Annotated in this window: 16 protein-coding genes; 6 read left to right on the forward strand and 10 right to left on the reverse strand. The window is 44.1% G+C overall.

Annotation, left to right across the window (positions count from 1 at the left end):
- Positions 1-4: 4 nt before the first annotated feature.
- Positions 5-1024, reverse strand: coding sequence for a lysylphosphatidylglycerol synthase transmembrane domain-containing protein (locus F3J22_RS11355; protein ID WP_167017166.1), 1020 nt, complete (start codon positions 1022-1024; stop codon positions 5-7).
- A 529-nt stretch (positions 1025-1553) separates the two neighbouring features.
- Between F3J22_RS11355 and fusA the strand changes: the two genes are divergently transcribed.
- On the forward strand, positions 1554-3593 hold the full coding sequence (fusA, locus tag F3J22_RS11360) for an elongation factor G (RefSeq protein WP_167017168.1): 2040 nt from the start codon (positions 1554-1556) through the stop codon (positions 3591-3593).
- A gap of 183 nt (positions 3594-3776) precedes the next feature.
- On the forward strand, positions 3777-4304 hold the full coding sequence (locus F3J22_RS11365; RefSeq protein ID WP_167017170.1) for a hypothetical protein: 528 nt from the start codon (positions 3777-3779) through the stop codon (positions 4302-4304).
- Between the two features lie 85 nt (positions 4305-4389).
- On the opposite strand, the gene F3J22_RS11370 is transcribed toward F3J22_RS11365, so the two are convergent.
- From F3J22_RS11370 to F3J22_RS11390, 5 genes are all read right to left on the reverse strand, one after another.
- The gene (locus tag F3J22_RS11370) at positions 4390-5499 is read right to left on the reverse strand and encodes a hypothetical protein (protein ID WP_167017172.1); all 1110 of its coding nucleotides are present in this window, start codon (positions 5497-5499) and stop codon (positions 4390-4392) included.
- A gap of 126 nt (positions 5500-5625) precedes the next feature.
- Positions 5626-6720 (reverse strand): serine hydrolase, encoded by a 1095-nt coding sequence (locus F3J22_RS11375; RefSeq protein ID WP_167017174.1) that lies wholly within the window; start codon positions 6718-6720, stop codon positions 5626-5628.
- Positions 6721-6916: 196 nt separating this feature from the next.
- On the reverse strand, positions 6917-7336 hold the full coding sequence (locus F3J22_RS11380; RefSeq protein ID WP_167017175.1) for a BrxA/BrxB family bacilliredoxin: 420 nt from the start codon (positions 7334-7336) through the stop codon (positions 6917-6919).
- A 117-nt stretch (positions 7337-7453) separates the two neighbouring features.
- Positions 7454-8449: a hypothetical protein gene (locus tag F3J22_RS11385; RefSeq protein ID WP_167017177.1), complete on the reverse strand. Its 996-nt coding sequence runs from the start codon at positions 8447-8449 to the stop codon at positions 7454-7456.
- Positions 8450-8560: 111 nt separating this feature from the next.
- Positions 8561-8980 (reverse strand): BrxA/BrxB family bacilliredoxin, encoded by a 420-nt coding sequence (locus tag F3J22_RS11390; RefSeq protein WP_167017179.1) that lies wholly within the window; start codon positions 8978-8980, stop codon positions 8561-8563.
- Between the two features lie 388 nt (positions 8981-9368).
- Here F3J22_RS11390 and F3J22_RS11395 point away from each other — a divergent pair, with 388 nt between their 5' ends.
- The 3 genes from F3J22_RS11395 (at position 9369) to F3J22_RS11405 (ending at position 11840) form a co-directional block, all read left to right on the forward strand.
- Positions 9369-9809 carry a matrixin family metalloprotease gene (locus F3J22_RS11395; RefSeq protein ID WP_167017181.1) on the forward strand — a complete coding sequence of 147 codons (441 nt, stop codon included), beginning with the start codon at positions 9369-9371 and terminating at the stop codon, positions 9807-9809.
- 190 nt (positions 9810-9999) lie between these two features.
- Positions 10000-10902 carry an NAD(P)H-binding protein gene (locus F3J22_RS11400; protein ID WP_167017183.1) on the forward strand — a complete coding sequence of 301 codons (903 nt, stop codon included), beginning with the start codon at positions 10000-10002 and terminating at the stop codon, positions 10900-10902.
- A gap of 11 nt (positions 10903-10913) precedes the next feature.
- Positions 10914-11840: an AraC family transcriptional regulator gene (locus F3J22_RS11405; RefSeq protein WP_167017185.1), complete on the forward strand. Its 927-nt coding sequence runs from the start codon at positions 10914-10916 to the stop codon at positions 11838-11840.
- 5 nt (positions 11841-11845) lie between these two features.
- On the opposite strand, the gene F3J22_RS11410 is transcribed toward F3J22_RS11405, so the two are convergent.
- Both F3J22_RS11410 and F3J22_RS11415 read right to left on the reverse strand, forming a co-directional pair.
- Positions 11846-12559 (reverse strand): SDR family oxidoreductase, encoded by a 714-nt coding sequence (locus F3J22_RS11410; protein ID WP_167017187.1) that lies wholly within the window; start codon positions 12557-12559, stop codon positions 11846-11848.
- A gap of 85 nt (positions 12560-12644) precedes the next feature.
- Positions 12645-14996, reverse strand: coding sequence for an ABC transporter permease (locus tag F3J22_RS11415; RefSeq protein WP_167017189.1), 2352 nt, complete (start codon positions 14994-14996; stop codon positions 12645-12647).
- Positions 14997-15265: 269 nt separating this feature from the next.
- Between F3J22_RS11415 and F3J22_RS11420 the strand changes: the two genes are divergently transcribed.
- The gene (locus F3J22_RS11420) at positions 15266-16576 is read left to right on the forward strand and encodes a hypothetical protein (protein WP_167017191.1); all 1311 of its coding nucleotides are present in this window, start codon (positions 15266-15268) and stop codon (positions 16574-16576) included.
- A 9-nt stretch (positions 16577-16585) separates the two neighbouring features.
- Here the strand turns inward: F3J22_RS11420 and F3J22_RS11425 are convergent, their stop codons facing one another.
- Complete coding sequence (locus F3J22_RS11425; RefSeq protein ID WP_167017193.1) at positions 16586-17026, reverse strand: YqgE/AlgH family protein; 441 nt, start codon at positions 17024-17026, stop codon at positions 16586-16588.
- A 240-nt stretch (positions 17027-17266) separates the two neighbouring features.
- On the reverse strand, positions 17267-18253 hold the full coding sequence (locus F3J22_RS11430) for a methylenetetrahydrofolate reductase (protein ID WP_167017195.1): 987 nt from the start codon (positions 18251-18253) through the stop codon (positions 17267-17269).
- Positions 18254-18462 lie beyond the last annotated feature (209 nt).

Below are 18462 nucleotides of genomic sequence, written 5' to 3' on the forward strand. Positions count from 1 at the left end.
AGTGTTATGGCTGGCTATCTTTCCGTTGCTCATTCCTGTAAAGTATGAGGCCTGCCGGCATCGGCAGCCAGAAGGATAATAGCCTGTATAGTAGCGTAACTACAATACCCGTACCTACTGGTACTCCCAGCGCTGAAAAAAAGAATACCATACTGCTTTCATACAGTACCAGTGCTCCCGGTGATATGGGTAGAATAGCTATAATACGGGTGCAGAGAAAAACCAGCAGCACCGTGAATGCGGAGGTCTCAGCGCCCAGTCCTAACAGTAACGCATAAACGGTGAAGCAATCAGATAATAACACCAGCAGCTGAAAACAAATGCTCTTTATTATTGGCAACCGCTTGTTTTGCAACAGCTTTGTTTCCTGGTTGGCAGTCTCCAGCATCTCGGCCGACAGCCGTTTACGAAAGAATTTTATTTTCCTTAGTTGATCGTAAACCTTCACCAGGAACTGCTTTCTGCCTGCCAGTAACATCAGTGTGCCCAGCAATATAAAGATGAAAATACCTGCGATCAGTGTTACTTTAATAGCATGCGGTGTTTCGCCGGCAGGTAACAGACAGCCCAGCAGCGAGCCTATAATGAGTATTTCAAGCGCTGCATAATAGCAACTCAGTTCAATAACTATCAGCGAAATAATATCCGTAACAGGCATGTCAAACCGCTTCAGGAACCGGAAGATGAAAGTGTTGCCGCTGATGCCGCCGCTGGGTACCGTCTGGTTGAAGAACAGCGAGATAATAGTCGCTTTTATCAAGGCGCCTATGGATGGGTTTTCTTTCAGGTGATAGGAGCGGATAAGTATACGGTAAACGGTGGCTGCAAAGAAGTAGGTCAGTAATTGCGCCATGATGGCGAAGGCCAGCCAGTAAAATTTAACACTTTTGAGCAGCAGCAAATCTTTTTTTATCTCAGGAAGGAAATGGATAACAAGCACAACTGCAAAAACGATGAATATAACCGTCCAGATCCAATAGGAGGTGTTAATACTACCATCATTTTTATCTGTACCGTCAGCCATGGTATATATTTTGTTCACACACTGTTAACTCATCTCTCTATAAATTTACAAAAACCGGGCTGTTAAAACAGGATAATTACAACAGGTGGGCCTCTTTATAGAAATTTGTTTGTGATAAATTTTATTTATAAATTTGTGCCGTCAAAACAAACTATCATGTTCACTAACATTACATATCATACAGCGTTGAACGCAAATACTGTCATCAGGGCAGTAATTGCAAGTACCTGTATCGTCTTAATTTAAGACGGGGAGGCAGCCTTGCACCCAGATATGATTGATAGTTACTCCACATTCCTTTTCCATTTTCATTGAATCGATGACCATGCCAGGCATGGAGTATACTGCTGTTCTCCCCCTAGGAACAACCATTTTTGAATTCACTTAATTATTAACAGCATGATGCACCTGATCATTAAAACATTGATTATCGTAATTACCAGAGAAGTCCGGTAACAGGAAAGCATTTGCACCATACAAAGCGCCTCTGTTACCAAACGGAGGCGCTTTTTTTATCAATAGATTTTTTATGAAACGTATAACCCGCAATAGGAATATAGGAATAATGGCCCATGTTGATGCCGGTAAAACCACTGTTACAGAAAGAATGCTGTATTACACCGGTCTTACGCATAAACTTGGTAGTGTAGACGAAGGTAACACGGTAATGGATAGTGATCCGCAGGAAGAAAAACGTGGTATCACCATCTCTTCCGCAGCCATTACTACCTATTGGAACGATCATCAGGTTAATATCATTGACACACCGGGGCACGTTGATTTCACTGCTGAAGTGGAACGTTCTTTACGTATACTCGATGGTGGTATTGTTGTTTTCTGTGCTAAGTCAGGCGTACAGCCACAGTCTGAAACCGTGTGGCGTCAGGCAGATAAATATAATGTACCAAGGATTGTCCTGATCAATAAAATGGACAGGCAGGGCGCCGACTTCAACCGTGTGCTGCAGGAGATCCGTGAGGTGTTAAATGCCAATGCGGTGCCTGTGCAATTGCCTATCGGTGCGGAAGATCATTTCACCGGCGTTATTGACCTGGTGAAGATGCAGGCTATGGTGTGGGATAGTGAAGATGGTAAACAGTATACTGTTACTGCTATTCCCGCTGCTCTGCTGGAAAACGCGTTGCAAATGCGCAGGTCGTTGCTGGAAGAATTATCATTGGTAGATGAACAGATTTTTGAAAAATATACCGATGACCCTGGAAGCGTTACTGCCGATGATTTGTACCGTGCCATCAGAAAAGCTACTATCAACCGTACCTTGATACCGGTGTTTGCAGCAGCTGCCTATAGGAATAAAGGTGTACAGCCTTTGCTGGACGGCGTTGTGTCCTACCTGCCTTCTCCTGAAGATATTGGTACCGTTCATGTAGCGGAGCCTGAACAGGAATTGGTGGTGGAAGCGGAAGCGCCGCTGACTGCGCTGGCATTTAAGATTATGGCAGATGATTATGCCGGAAAGCTCACGCTGGTAAGAGTGTACACAGGTACATTACGTACAGGCGATGCCGTTTGGAATAGTCGTACCGGTAAAAAGGTAAGAGTGAGTCGTTTGCTGCGTATCATGTCCGATAAGTTTGAGTCGGTGGATACGATAGAAGCCGGTGATATCGGTGCTGTTGTGGGTATGAAGGATGTACGTACCGGGGATACGCTTTCTGAAGGCGCTCATCCGCTGGTGCTGGAACAGATTACATTCCCTGAGCCGATGATAGGTTATGCGATAGAAGCAAAGCTCTCCAAGGATGCCAACAGGCTGGGAGAAGTGCTGGCACGCCTGCTGGATGAAGATCCTACGTTACAGGCAAGCGTAGACGAAGTATCGGGCCAGACGATCCTGAAAGGAATGGGTGAGCTTCACCTGGAAGTGGTACTGGAGAAAATGGCTACACAATATCAGCTGGAAGTCAGTAAGGGTAAGCCACAAATTGCCTATAAGGAGTTGTTCACTACTACTGTCACGCATAAGGAAGTCTACAGGAAGCAAAACGGTGGCTCCGGTAACTTTGCTGCCATTGCTTTTGAAATGGGACCGCGAGCAGATGGGCAACCCGGACTGGAATTCGTCAACGATATCAAGGGTGGCGCCATTCCTAAAGAGTTCATTCCTTCGGTGCAGAAAGGCTTTGAGGCCGCTATGCAAACTGGTGTGCTGGCAGGTTATCCGTTGCAGTCCATGCGTGTGCGCCTGTTCGATGGCAGCATTCATGAAAATGACTCTCATGCGTTGGATTTCGAACATGCTGCGCAGATAGGGTTTAAGCAGGTAGCGAAGCTGGCCGCACCTAAGTTGCTGGAGCCTGTCATGGATGTGGAAGTGACATTGCCGGAAGAATTTACAGGCGCCATCACCGGCGACCTCAACAGAAGACGCGGTATCATCCGTCACATGGAAATGAAAGGAAATACCCAGGTGATAAAAGCAGAAGTGCCGCTGGCCGAATTGTTTGGCTACGTTACTACGCTGAGGACCCTCTCTTCCGGTAGGGCCGCAGCTTCCGTGACATTCCATAATTATCAGATAGCACCTGCAAGTGTGCTGGCCTCATAAAGGTCATCATCTACCTGAAAAATAATAAGAGGCCTCGTGTATAGCGAGGCCTTTGTTATACCTTACAAAGGCTAACAATAACCAAATAATAACAAATCTCCCTGGTTCCAGTGATAACATCTACCCGCAGGATGATTATATTTGTTACACTTTAAACATATCCGAATCCCATATTTCTATTCTATGACAAAACTACTCCAACGATTACTCATCGCCTTTTGTCTATTGACATTTGCAGCCTGTAGTTCGGTTACACCGGATAAATTTTTCGCTACAACAGTACTGAACAGTAACCTGCTGAACGACTTTGATCCGCGTGCTTTTGGTAAGATTCTTGAACAATATGCGCAGCCAGTACCGAATGTGCAAAAGAAAGGTAATGAGGCGGAGCAGGTTGTGGAGATGAAAATAAAATATTCAGAAAAAGTGCTGGAGAAACTAAAGTCATTAGCGCCGGTAGATGATAAGGAACGTGCCCTGAAAGAAAATGCCATTGGCTTATTTGAAACGGTACTGCCGGTATATAAAAATGATTACCTGAAATATGCAAAGCTCTGTGATCAGCATGTGACGAGCGCCGATAAAGATGCTATCCTCACAAAGATTCAGGAACAGGACATGCCTAAGTTTACACAACAGATGGATGCATTGTTTGAGAAAGGAAAGGCTTTTGCCAGTGAGCACCATATAGAAGTGCACTGGGGAAGATAAGCCATGGTATTTAGTTTTAAGAAGTTGTTTGTTTGTTATATGAAAAAAATCCTGCGATCACTGATGGCAGGATTTTTTGTTTTTTCTAAACGGGTTTAATAGTCTGGCTAAATGTATATACGCTGATGGCTTTCCCGGAAATTTTTAACATTAAACCGGTCTTTTCATCATAACTGTCGATCACCACTGTGTCATCATGGAAAAGAATTTTTCCGTCAGGTGAAACAACAAGAACACCTATCTTTTTTGAGTGAAGTATATATGCTGCTGATATTGAGCTGTAGTGGATTACTGCGCCTGTGATGTCAATCCCATTGATGCCAATTGGAGGTAATGTTTCGGCCGCTGTGTCTGAAATTTTGAATAGTTTTATTTCGTAGTAATCTGATGGGTAGCCCTTTTTGTCTTCTTCGTCCTCTTCCTGCTCCTCAAGAAAAGGATGGCAGGTAATGGCTACGGTATCATTGCTGGCCCAGCACATGCCACGATCCTGGTGGTCCATAATAGCAATGTTAATAGGTTTGATTCTATTGCCGTAAATGAATTCCCTGATGTTAAATGCAACATAATGACCAAAGGATCCCCATGCCCAGCCATTGCTGAGGAAGTAGCGGGCATCGGGAGATACAGACAGTTCTCCGAAGAAATAGTCGTATGGCTGTGGCCATGGTAGTTTGTTATCTTCTTTGTGGGAAGAATAATATGCCAGATGCTTTTCTTCTGCACCTTCTTCGATGAGTGATTTTGTTGCGGTTAAAATTTGTCTTGTACGGATATTCATTACCTGTAAATGGTTCCAGGCCTGGCTGTAAATGAGGTGCGGTATGCCGTCACTGTCCTTAAATAAAGCAATCGGGTATTCTGATATATCTGCATGGTAGTCTTCCCGCCTTAACCGTAAAACATAATTTTCCGGGAAGTAGACTTTGCCATGGGTTTTGTAATCATTTACCACAACAATGATTTCGTCCATGGTGTATATTGATGATGGCGCACTGGCATCAAACCCGCCATCGTCAAAGGTGAAGCTACTTTTCATGCTAAATGCATGGGAGTAAGTATTTTCTCTGAAATTAAGGTGGTTTACGTCACCATTGTTTAATAAAATAACCAGCTCATTATGTGATAAAATCGTGGCTGTAGTGATGGTAGGTTCTCCTGTAAGGGTATTTTTATAGATAGTCTTCAATTCCATTGATAATAATATTTCCTGATGGCAAAGTACAGGTATTTATGCTGGCTGTTAAAAAAAACGCCTGGCAATTTCTAAAAATTGCCAGGCGTTTATATTTTTCTGTTAGTATGCAGAAAGCGTTGTTGATTATTCATTCAGCGCTTTCCTAAACTTATCTGCCATTTCTCCTAATGCGGGCTGGGCGGTTCTGTCGGCCTCGTTGGTGAGGATTACAATGCCCAGGTTTTCTTCGGGGAAGACAGCGCAGTAGCTGGAGAAGCCAAAGCTGCCACCACTTTGCCATATCTTTCTATGTCCTTCAGCTGTTTTCATCATCTGCCAGTTCAACCCTATAGCGAAGGAGTTAATATCGCCGAAGGTAGCCTGGTGAGTAGTGGCGATGACCTTGTTGTTTTCATTCAGATGAAATTTAAGATAATTCACCATATCAGCTACACAGGAGGTAATGCTTCCTGCTGCTGCAATCAGCGGTGGATTATAAGGCATTGGCTGCCCTTTACCATTATAGCCAGTTGAAAGTCGTTCTACATCCTTTTTGGAATAGTGTACGCTGGTTAGCGGCATATTTTGCGGGGTAGTGATATACTTTTTAACGAGGTCGCTGAAGGATGACTGGTACATATCTTCCAGGATGTATCCCATTAACTGAGCGGCAGCATTGGAATAACTGAATTTAGTGCCTGGGAGGGTATCCAGCGTTACCTGGTGTAAGTCTTGCAGGAACTGTTTTTTAGAATAATTATTCTGCGTGGCTACCACAATGCCGGGTAGTGAGTCTTGCGGCTGCTGAAAAAGGTCTTTCCGGTCCGGAAGAAAGAACGGCAGGCCACTGGTATGATTGAGGAGTTGTGATAGTTTAATCGGAGTGCCTTTATAGGCGAGGTTAGGGTAATCTTCCTTAAGGTATTTGCGGATATCATCGTCCAGGTGAAGGCGGCCTTCTGCTGCGGCTTGCGCCAGTAATACACCGGCAAAGGTTTTAGTGACGGAGCCGATTTCGTATAAGGTATGATTATCCGGTGTGCGGGAGCTGCGTTTGTTGACCACCCCTGCATTATAAAAGTAGGTTTTCCCGTCTTTCACGATGCCTATGGAAACGCCTGCCCTTGCGGAGTCCTGCATAAAAGCATTGGCGGTGGATTTAAGCAATGAGTCTATGGTATTGGCTTTGGGAGCTGTCGAGGGCCCGGATAAAAGGACTGAAAGGACTAATGTCAGCATATGTGGAATTTTATACTACATATATACAAAATCCTGGGAGTAGATTGTAGTTAAATTGTATACATGATAAATAGCGAATTACAAATTTAGAGAGATTTGAATGCTGGCCGATGTCTGGGAGCGTAGGACTGGAGTAATAATGTTTGTGTTAAGCTGGAACCCGGGCCAGCAACAGCCCGGGCACTTTTAATCTTCCTTAAGCATATTCTTCAAAAACAGCCAGCAAATCACTTGCTACTGCGTTCGCATCACGCATTTCGATACGATGCTTGGGAATGAAGTAAATCAGCTCTCTGTCTTTAAATAGTGCAAAGCATGGAGAAGATGGAGGAATGTCAGCGATGTGGTTACGGAAGCGTTGAGTTGCTTCAAGGTCCTGGCCTGCAAAAACAGAATAAATTTTATCTGGTTTTCTGCCGGTTTCATCTTCCATCACTTTTCTTACGGCAGGGCGTGCAACTGCGGCTGCACATCCACAAACGCTATTCACTACAATTAATACAATGCCATCCTGATCCAGTGCTTTATCGACGTCGTCCGCTGTAAGCAATTCTTTTACGCCAGTTTCAGTAAGTTCTTCCTTGAAAGGTTTGATTAACATTGGTGAGTAGGGCATAATAAAAAATTGAGGTTAAAAGAAGTACGGATAAACCGTTGTCGAATTAAAAACATAAATGGAAATCAGAATGTTATGGCAGATATTGTTAAGATAACTTGTTATGTTAAACTGATTTTATTCCTGCCATTTTTTGACATTAATCGGTTTGATAGTAGCTCCGGCAAAGACAAGAAGATGATCAGAGTTTTTATCCATAAATAATTTGCTGACTTCTTCCTCAACAAACAACTTTTCTATGTGAACAATTATTTGCTCGCTGATATCAAAGAATAACAGCATTTTTTTCTTGCATACCACCAATATGTTTGTGTTAATAAATGCAATGGGGATGTTTCCGTTGAAATATTTCGGTCCGCGGTCCCATTTAACAGGATATGGGGAGATGTCCAGCTTCCATAAAGGTGTATGGTTACTTACTGCCGGATTATAATACTCTACTGAAGAGCGATAAGATACGGCGAAGTTGTTGCCGTTAAAAGCGAAATCTTCAGATGGCTCCAGGCAGAGATCCTCATACTCATTGAAATACTCACTATAGGTAATGGGTGGCCTGCATAATACGCGGTCGGTATAACCTTTTTTGGATATAATATCCAGTTGGTCTGTCAGGATATAGAGGTCATAAAAGGTAAATTGGTTATAACTGTAGAAGGCTAGCAGATTCTCCGCTTCGTTTATTATCGGATAGAAGCTCCCGTTATCCGGCGTAATTTTTTTAAGCAGTTTGAAATCGGCATCGAGGATGTATAGCATCTTCCTGTCGCAGCCGCTGATATATATCTTCCTGCCCGGGAGGTACGCCAACTGGTCCGGTCGCAGGCCTTTTTCGAGCTGGATTTCCGGCAGGAACTCCAGCGTTTCCGGATGTACAACCAGCAATTTGTCTTCGCCGGTAGGTATGATGATGTTGTTATCTTGCCCGAAGCAAAAATTACGTTGGAGTGAAGGAATATTAACCGAATGCTCAAGTTGAATAATGTTGTTTGTCAGACTCAATCTTAATAATGATTGTTTGGTTGTTTGTCCGATAAATTTGCCAGGAGTGCCGGGGATTTCCCTGAAGTAGGAAATGGGTTCAAATGTGTATTCAGATAGCTCGTTGTGTTTCATATAGGAATAGTGACATCAAATATAGTGCTTTTGGAGAGTTGGTGTTATTTGTTGCCGTAGTAATTAACAAAGCGCCCGGACTTCCTGCGAGTCCGGGCATGCAAAGAATGTTTACACGAATTCTTCAAAAACGGCCTGCAGGTCGTTGGCTACACCGTTCGCATCGCGGGATTCAATACGATGTCTGGGAACGAAATACACCAGCTCCTGGTCTTTGAATAAAGCAAAACTTGGAGAAGATGGAGGAATGTCAGGAATAAGATTTCTGAAGCGTTGTGTAGCTTCAAGATCCTGGCCTGCAAAAACAGAAACGATTCTGTCTGGTTTCTTAATGCTTTCATCTTCCATTAATTTTCTAAGGGCCGGGCGGGCTACACCTGCAGCACATCCACAAACACTGTTGACCACCACGAGCGTGGTGCCGTTCTGGTTAAGTGCTTTATCGACGTCTTCCGGTGTAAGCAACTCTTTTACACCAGCATTAGTAAGTTCTTCCTTGAAAGGTTTGATTAACATTGGTGAGTAGGGCATAATAAAAAATTGAGATTAAAAGAAGTACGGATAAACCGTTATCGGATGAACAACATAAATGGAAATCAGAATGTTATGGCGGATATTGTTAATCAGGTATTGTTAAGAAATGGCAGCGAAAATTTCAATTGATCGGGTAAGCACTCGCTTTAGATCTTCCTAAATACTAATTTTGAATAAAAATGTATCTCCTTTGCCCAGCAAATTCATTATAACACTGTTATTTGTAGGACTGATATTTACAGGTTGTTTCAATAAGACCAGTCATGCGTATAGACTGAAGCAAGTAGTAGTATTACAGCCTTTAAAAAGTTTTCCTGATTCATTGTTGCCAATTATTAGCAAACACATTACCGCAGTATATGGTTTTCAGGTTCAGGTAGCTCCTGTGAAACCTATACCAGAAAAGTATTTTAATAATGACAAAGGTCCGCGTTACAGCGCAGATGCTATACTCCGCTATTTATTACAGGAGAGGTCGGATGCTGGTACTTATATTGCGGGACTCACTACAGCGGATATATTCACAAGCAAAGAAGTGCCTTCCTCCGGAAACAAATTGCCATTGAGTACCTATAAAAACTGGGGAATTTTCGGATTGGGCTTGCAACCAGGTAAGTCCAACATTGTATCCATTCATCGCCTGGGAACCGGGCAGCTGATGGTGTCCAGGCTGAAAAAAATCGTAATACACGAAGTTGGGCATAACCTTGGTTTGGATCATTGTCCGCAGCCTGGTTGTGTGATGAATGATGCTATGGAAAGTATCCGCACTATTGACCGTGAAAATGGTGAATTATGCGAGGCGTGTAAAAGGAAAATAAATTAACCCATTAACCTGGCAAGAATTTCATTTATCTGCTGTTTAATATTTTTCCCAGCACAATATCTTACATTTTGTTACATTTTCCGTAGATACTGTTTCATCCGTTAATCATTGCTGCTGCAATTTTGTTATATCATTTTAAGGGAGATGATCGGGCATATATCTCCCTGGAGAATAAAAAAAAAGCAGTTATATGAAAATAGTATTAACCGGATCAATCGGACATATCGGTAAGCCACTGGCACAAATCCTCGTAGACAAAGGACATGCAGTAACCGTTATCAGCAGTAATCCCGACAAGGAAACAGCCATTCAGGCCTTAGGTGCCGGCGCTGCCATAGGTTCCATTACGGACCTGGACTTCCTCACCGCCGCCTTTACCGGCGCTGATCTCGTTTATACCATGTTGCCACCTGAAAACTACACTGATCAGCAGCTGGACCTGGAAGGACGCGTAAGAGAGGTAGTAAATAACTATAAACAGGCTATCCTGAAATCAGGCGTTAAACGTGTTATCCACCTCAGCAGCATAGGTGCACACCGGGATACACGCAATGGCCTTCTGAGATTTCATCATATTGCTGAAACGATCCTGCGGGAACTGCCAGAGGATATACAGGTCTCGTTTATGCGTCCTACAGGCTTCTATTACAACCTGCTTGGCTACATCCGCATGATCAAAAATCAAGGTCTGATTGCCGCCAATTACGGCGCAGATGATATCGTATCCTGGGTAGCGCCCGCAGACATCGCTGCCGCTATTGCGGAGATAGTCGAAAACCCGCCGGCAGCCAACCACTATGTTCGCTATGTGGTGAGCGATGAACTTTCCTGTAACGAAACAGCTACCATCCTGGGAAAAGCTATCGGTATACCAGACCTGCAATGGATCAGGATATCAGATGCCGAAATGTTGAATGGCCTCCTCGCCGCCGGATTGCAGCCGCAATTAGCCAAAGGCCTGACGGAAATGTACAGCCAGTCCAACAGGGCTGTGCTATACGAAGATTATGAACAACACCGCCCGGCCCGGTTTGGCAAAATTAAAATGAAAGATTTTGCGAAAGACTTCGCCGTCGCTTTTGTAAAAGGTTAATAACTTTAGGTATGAAAAAGTCTCAGCCGCTACGTATCAAAACAATCAGCGAATTTCATGCGCTGCGTCATCTGCCAAAACCGGCACACCCGCTGATCAGCGTGATCCGGCTGGATGAAACACATGCTGCTGCTGAGGAGGACCCTGTGAATATTGTCTTCGACTTTTATATCATCGCCCTGAAACGCAACTTCAATGTAAAATTCAGGTATGGTCAGCAACAATATGATTTTAACGAAGGTGTGCTGTGCTTTATGTCGCCCGGACAGGTATTCGGTGTGGGGGAGACTACAGATGCCAATGACGCACCGCGCGTTTCCGGATGGATGCTCTGCATTCATCCGGATTTCTTGTGGCATACGCCACTGGCAACGAATATACGTAAGTATGAGTTTTTTGATTATGCCGTACATGAGGCGCTATTCCTTTCTGATAAAGAAGAAAATACCCTCATCGGTATTATGGAAAATATACAGCAGGAATATCTGACGAACATCGATAAATTCAGCCAGCATATTATCATTGCGCAGTTGGAAGTATTGCTGAATTACGCGGATCGTTTCTATAACCGGCAGTTTCTTACACGAAAAATAGCTAACCACCGGATATTGGATAGTCTGGAAGCTATACTGGAAGAGTATTTTAATAGTGATCAGCTGCCGCAGAAAGGTTTGCCTGGTGTTAAAGAAATTGCTGCAAAATTAAATCTCTCTCCCAACTACCTCAGTACCTTGTTAAAGGTAATGACAGGCAGAAATACACAGCAGCATATCCAGGATAAGATGATGGAGAAAGCCAAAGAGAAGATCTCCTCTACAACGTTGTCGGTAAGTGAAATTGCCTATGAACTTGGGTTTGATCATCCGCAGTCTTTCAGCAGGCTGTTCAAATCCAGAACAGGTTTGTCGCCGCTGGAGTTCAGGGCTTCTTTCAGATAGGTATATCAGATATTATGCCCTTTGGGTAAGATCATCAGTTTAGGAATATTTACATGTGCGGGTTGCTCCATGATAAATTTAACTACTGCCACGATATCTGCTGTAGATAAGGGGTGTGGGATGTTCATGCTATCTTTCGGATGTACTTCCCAGCTATTATGCAGCTCTGTCATTACCAGCCCGGGTTCTATGCAGGTGATCTTAATGGCGGAGTTGGTGAGTTCCATACGCAGGGCTTCGGAAAGGGCTTCTATGGCATATTTGCTGGCAGCGTAGGCGCCGGCGGTAGCGCGTACTTTAGTGCCCAGCACACTGGAAAGGTTAACGATGTGGCCATATTCCTGTTCCTTGAACTTTTTCAGTATAGCATAGGTAAGCCGGAACGTTGCCTCAATGTTCAGTCGCAGCATAGCTGTTACCCGGTCAATATTAATTTCTTCGATGGTACCGGTTTCTATATTTCCTGCACAGTTAAAGAGGTAGTCGCAGTAACCATAACGTTCCCATATATACGAAATCAGGTTGTCCTGAAATGCCGGTTCTGTGATATCTCCGGGTATAATGGTGGTATGATGTGCTGCCAGTGCTTCCAGGCGCTCTTTACGGCGTGCCGTCACAATGACTTCGGTATTGGGCTGTTGCTGCAGGTATTGGGCGATGGCATGGCCAATGCCGCTGCTGGCGCCGGTGACAAGACAAACAGTTTTCTTTACAGACATGGAAACGATATTTTAATAAGATGAATATCCTGTGTAGAAAGATACGAAAGATTTCATCGCATTTAAAATAGCCGTTCCCAGCCGGTTATTCGGATTTTAAACTCTTAACGGGGTTGGTCAATGCTGCTTTGATGGCCTGTGAGCTGACGGTGAGCAGGGCGATCATGATGGCCACTGCGCCTGCAGCAACGAATGTCCAGCTATTGATTTGTATCCGGTAGTAGAAGTCCTGCAGCCAGCGGTGACTGATAAGATAGGCCACCGGAGAGGCTATCAGCACAGCAATGATGACCAGTTGTACAAATTCTTTGGATAGCAGTACGGTGATGTTCGCTGTGGATGCACCAAGTACTTTTCGGATGCCGATTTCCCTGAAGCGGCTTTCTGCCATGAAGGCGGCGAGTCCGAACAGTCCCAGGCAGGAAATAAAGATGGTGAGTCCTGCGAAGAGGCCTGTTAACTTTCCTGTCAGCTGTTCATTGCCAAACTTCATGTTATAGGCATCATCTGCAAACTGGTATTCAAAAGGATAGGCGGGGTTATATTCCCTGAATATCTTTTCCATGCCCGCAACGTTGGCTGCTACTGGTTTGTCGGGGTTGAGGCATATCAGCATGGTCGACATCCAGCTTTTGGGGCCTTTGATCACAATGGGCTTTACGGGCATATAAGGCGATTCCTGGATGAAATCCTCAATAACGCCTACCACATGCCAGCTGTCGGGATCGTCGTAAATTTCCTGTCCTAAGGGCGATTTAAAGCCCATTAATTTCACCGCTGCCTCGTTGATGATACAGGCAGATGAATCTGTCGGGTATTTATTGACGTCTATATCTCTTCCTGCCAGGAGGTGCATACCTGCTGTTGTGATAAGGCTACCATCTGTGGAATAGCGGTTTACCTGGGCTCTGAGGCCTTCGGGCCGGCCCTGCCAGCGCAGACTCAGGCCATATCCCCAGTTCTCTGACAGCGGAGACTGTACTTTACTTACAGACGTGGCATAGCCGGCAGTTATCAGTGCCTGTTTGATAAGGGAATAATGCGAGGCCATTTCGTCGTTCATACTCACATTCACCAGTTGCTGCATATTCAGTCCGGTTTTCCGCTGTTGCCCGTGTTTTATTTGCTGGGAGATAATGATGGTGCAGATAATCAGTGTAACAGCAAAAGTAAACTGTAGTACCACCAATACTTTGCGGGGATTCACCATGGAAGGGCCGGTTCTTTTCAGTCCTTTCAATCCCGCCACAGGTTTGAACCCGGAAAGAAAAAATGCCGGATAGCTGCCGGCGAGTATGCCGGTGAGCAATATAAATCCAACGGCAGCCATCCAATAGTAAGGGTTGTTGTATTCTATCTGCAGCTGTTTTCCAGTCAGCTGATTGAAAAATGGTAAGCTGAAAGCCACCAGGATGTAGGCCACAAAACCAGCTATGGCAGATAATATGACTGACTCTATAAGGAACTGCAGGATGATAGTGTGTTTTTGTGCGCCTATAGCCTTTCTTACACCTATTTCTTTGGCGCGCTTGCCACTGCGTGCTGTAGCCAGGTTCATGAAATTGATACAGGCAATCAGCAGGATGAATAACGCTATCAGGAAAAATGTTCTGACAGTAGTAATATGGCCGCCAGTGGCAATGCCATTTTCGAAATTGTCGTATAGGTGTGTCTGTGAAAAAGGATAGAGGAATTCAGTCGTCTGGGTTTCGGTGGTATGCTGTGTGATAATTGTTTTTAGCTTGGTGTTCAGTAAGTCCGCATCTGCTTTTGGTTTTAGTAGTATAAACGTAGAAATGCTGAAGTTGCTCCAGTCGCGATCGATCATTTCACGCTGGTACGAAGTCAGGTATTGTATATAGCTGAACTGAGAGTTGGAGGGGATGTCTTTTAAAATACCGGAAACGGTATAATTGATTTTGCCACCCATGGTAACTATTTTACCAACAGGATCTGTATTGTTGAAGAGTTTAGTAGCCAGAGCCGCCGTGAGCACAATGCTGTTTGGGTCTTTTAATACAAGCCGGACATCACCCTTCAGCAATGGGAAAGAGAAGATAGACAGGAATCCTGCATCAACCACGGCGCCGGAAGATAACAGGTTGTTACTTTGTCCTGGAATGCCCAGCAGGTTGCGGGTCCAACGGGTGCGGGTTACCTCTTCTATTTCCGGGTAATCCGTTTTTAGTGTTGGCGCCATTACTTCCGGTGTCGCACTTATGGACCTGATCTTACCAACGATGGTGTCGTTAGACCATACCTGGTAAATACGATCTGCATGAGCATGGAACCTGTCGAAGCGCACTTCATCCATTACCCACATCAGGATAAGTATCGCGCTGGCCATTCCTATGGCCAGTCCGCCAATGTTGATCAGAGAATATCCTTTGTTGATACGGAGATTCCTGATGGCAATGCTGAAATAATTACTGTACATAAAAGCTTACCGGACTAAAAGAATGCCAGTCATCTATATGCCTGAAGATAAATAATTTAAGTGTTAAGTCTGTAGTGAGATGTCCGCTTATGATACAGGCTGGTGTGCGAATCCGGACAGTTGATAAAATCTGTTGATCATCTGCCCGAAGTAAAATATTGTTAAAATATTTATCTGCAGAAATCTGCTATTTCAAAAATACTAATTTAGAAAGATGAATAACTAAAACGTATAAACGTAAGTGTTGTTCTTTCATTCAACCCGAATTTATGAAAAAACTATTACTCCTGGTATTTGTCGTATATGCCTCAACGTTATATGCACAATCTCCTGATGATTTAATAAAAGACAGTAAAGGCAAATGCCTGGTCTGGGCTACCTTCTTTTTTCCCAAAAATGACCTGAAAGTAAATTGGAACGGCGCCGCCGGAAATGGCTATGCAACTGGCCAGGGCAGCGCCGATTACGTGATAGGGGATAAGCCGGTGGTGAAGTATACCGGAGAGATGCGCAATGGTTATCCGAATGGTTACGGCGAGTTTGTTTTTAATAATGGTCTGCGTATGCAGGGGCAATTCAGGGATGGTATTATGAACGGAGAAGGAAAGATAGTTTTTCCTGATTCTACAAAGCGGCTGGTTGGTAATTTCACCGATGGAGAGATACTGAACCTGGATGTAAAATACCGGGAACAGCTGCATAAACATTTAATAGCTGCAACAGATACAGGAAAACTTTATGAAAATGACCGTGGAAAAACGGAGTTGTTCTATTATGCCCTGGTGCCCGAAAAGCCGCGTGCAGCCATTGTTTTGCTGCCTGGAACCTGGGACAGGGCAGAATATACATTAAGTAGCAATAAGGCATTGGTACAGCAGGCGTATGAGAATGGTGTGGCAGTGATAGCGCCAACGATCAACCAACGTTTATCACTAAACGAAGAGGTACAGGGCTTTCTGAATACGGTGTTTCAGGATGCTGTTACCAGGTACCATATCCCGGAGAATAAATTCATTATTGGCGGGTTCTCCATGGGAGGATTGTTTGCCCTGCGCTATGGCGAACTATCTGTATCGGATAGTACAAAAACAGCGGTACATCCTGCCGGTGTATATAGCGTGGATGGCCCGACAGATCTGGAAACCATGTATCATAACTTTGAAGTAGCGTTGGAAAGAAGCCCTAATAAAGCAGAACCTGCATATGGTTTGAATGAATTCAGGAAATACTTTGGCGGGTCGCCGGCAGAAAAGCCTGCAGCTTATTTATATTTTTCTACTTATTCTTATAGAGAAAAAGATGGTGGCAATGCGAAATACCTGGCGAAGATGCCTGTAAGGATTTATAACGATGTAGATGTAAACTGGTGGCTGGCAAACAGGAACTGCGATCTTTATGGAATGAACGCATTACCGCAATCGGCCATGATCAACTATCTGCATAGTATAGGTAATAAGAAAGCTGTCTTTATTAATGCTTATCAGAAAGGATATCGCCTGGATGGTACACGGCATCCACATTCATGGAGCATTGCGCCTGCAGAGGATGTAATGCCCTGGGTGCTGGAGATAATCCAGTAGGCGTTTGCGTTAGAATGCGCTGCCGGCCGTTTCTATCTCCCAGCTGCCTTCGTTGATTTCTTCTTCGAGTTCCTTATCATCCCAGCCACAGTAGCCGATAAAGATTTTAATATCCTTTTCGGTGAGTTCCCTGGAATTGATATGCTGAATCGCGGATTTGAAGTCGCCACCGAGGTAGACGTTATCCCTGATTGGATCGCCGCCACTGATAAGGTCAGGCCGCTGATGAATAAAATAGATGTGCTCCTGGTCTACAGGGCCACCAATGTATAAAGGAAAAGGAATACTATGGCTGAATTCTTTCAGTTCATTGATTTTTCGTGGAAAGGGTTGGTTGACAACAAACCCCATGGCTCCTTTTTCATTGTGCTCAGTGATGTAAATCACTGTGTTCTCAAAAAAGGTGTCATCCAGCAAACTTGTGCTATGTAAAAAGATGCCCTCATTCATAGTGGGAAAGTAGTACTTAAAAGGCTGCCATTCAAAATTATTTTACAAAATAATTTGTCTGGCGATAGCCCCCGCGCGCAGCGCGGAATCAAGCCAACCGGAACCGAAGGTCCCGGTTGAAAAATCTAACATAGTGCTTGTGGAAGTAATATGTTATCTAATAGATGAATTTAAGTTACATTTTATTGTATCGCACTAACGGATATTTTCCGCGCTGCGCCTTATCACTCATGGCTATAATTAATATACCTGTACGCGGCTGCTACCTTGTGGTACGGACAATTCCGGCTTGTTACGCAGGGATTTGGTCAGCTCCAGTATATATTGCAGCAGTTCGTGTGCCGCATTGATCTCTTCTTTTTTGTTAGAGATGCTTTCGATATTGAATCCTACAGGAATATTTTTCGCATGTGCATAGTTCAGTATCTCTGCGGCTATATTGGTAGCGGTTTGTACAGAGGTAGTGAGAATGTCGCGGGAATTTTTGAGGTCGTTGTACAGCCATTTCGGTACTTCAATGCCGAGCCATTCCATGAACTGTAAAGTTTTCAGAGAACCGCAAGGCGCCAGTGTAAAGATGAGCGGTGCCATCTCCATACCGTTTTCAGTGGCATTGTAATAGTAGTCGGATAACAGGTTTTTCGTGTCGTTCAGGTTGTACACACATTGTGATACGAAAAAGCCGCAGCCATTATTGATTTTATGCTGTATACGAAGGTGTTCATCGCCTTTCTTGCTATGACGCTCCGGTATGGTAATCCCGCCTAATAAAATGTTGGAGGAAGTGGCCTTGTGCAGTTCATAGGCATCGGTCAGACTGAACTTCGTGGCTGCTATCTGTTGATGGGAAGAGGCGCCTACAAATACTGCCAGGTCGAGGTGATTGTTATTTTGCAGCCAGTTACCAAAGGTTTCCCTGGTCTGGTTGGCAATGCTTTTATAAATGATCTTAGGTACCTGGAGATCCGCCAGGAAGTTATAGCCGTAATTTTCCGGTGCTATGGTAGGGATAAAGGAAAATGTTCTTTCCTTCTCCGTACGGGTAGCTTCGTCCTGGATATCATACAGGATCAGACCATCAATGTCCAGTCGCTTCAGGTTTTCCATCTGATTATGTGCGATCGACAATACCCTTTCCTCTGCAGTGGTGATCTTTGGAGGAGTCAGGCTGTAAAGTACTAGGCCAGTGTTTCTTTCTGATATTTTACGTCTAAGATCAGATTTCATGCTGATTTGGATCTAAATGGTGGTCTTTTGTTCTTTTATCCCGTCAAAATTATAGAAAACGAATCTATAATACAAATATCTTTAAGATATAATTTCTGATAAACGGCATTTTTTAGGTGTTTTTTCTACCCATCCGTCCGATTGTACTCATTTTTAAAGATGAAATTTTCCTTATGTGACAAATGTAACCGAGCACGCAGCGCAAAGCA

It is taken from the genome of Chitinophaga sp. Cy-1792 (assembly GCF_011752935.1).
Taxonomy (GTDB): Bacteria; Bacteroidota; Bacteroidia; order Chitinophagales; family Chitinophagaceae; genus Chitinophaga.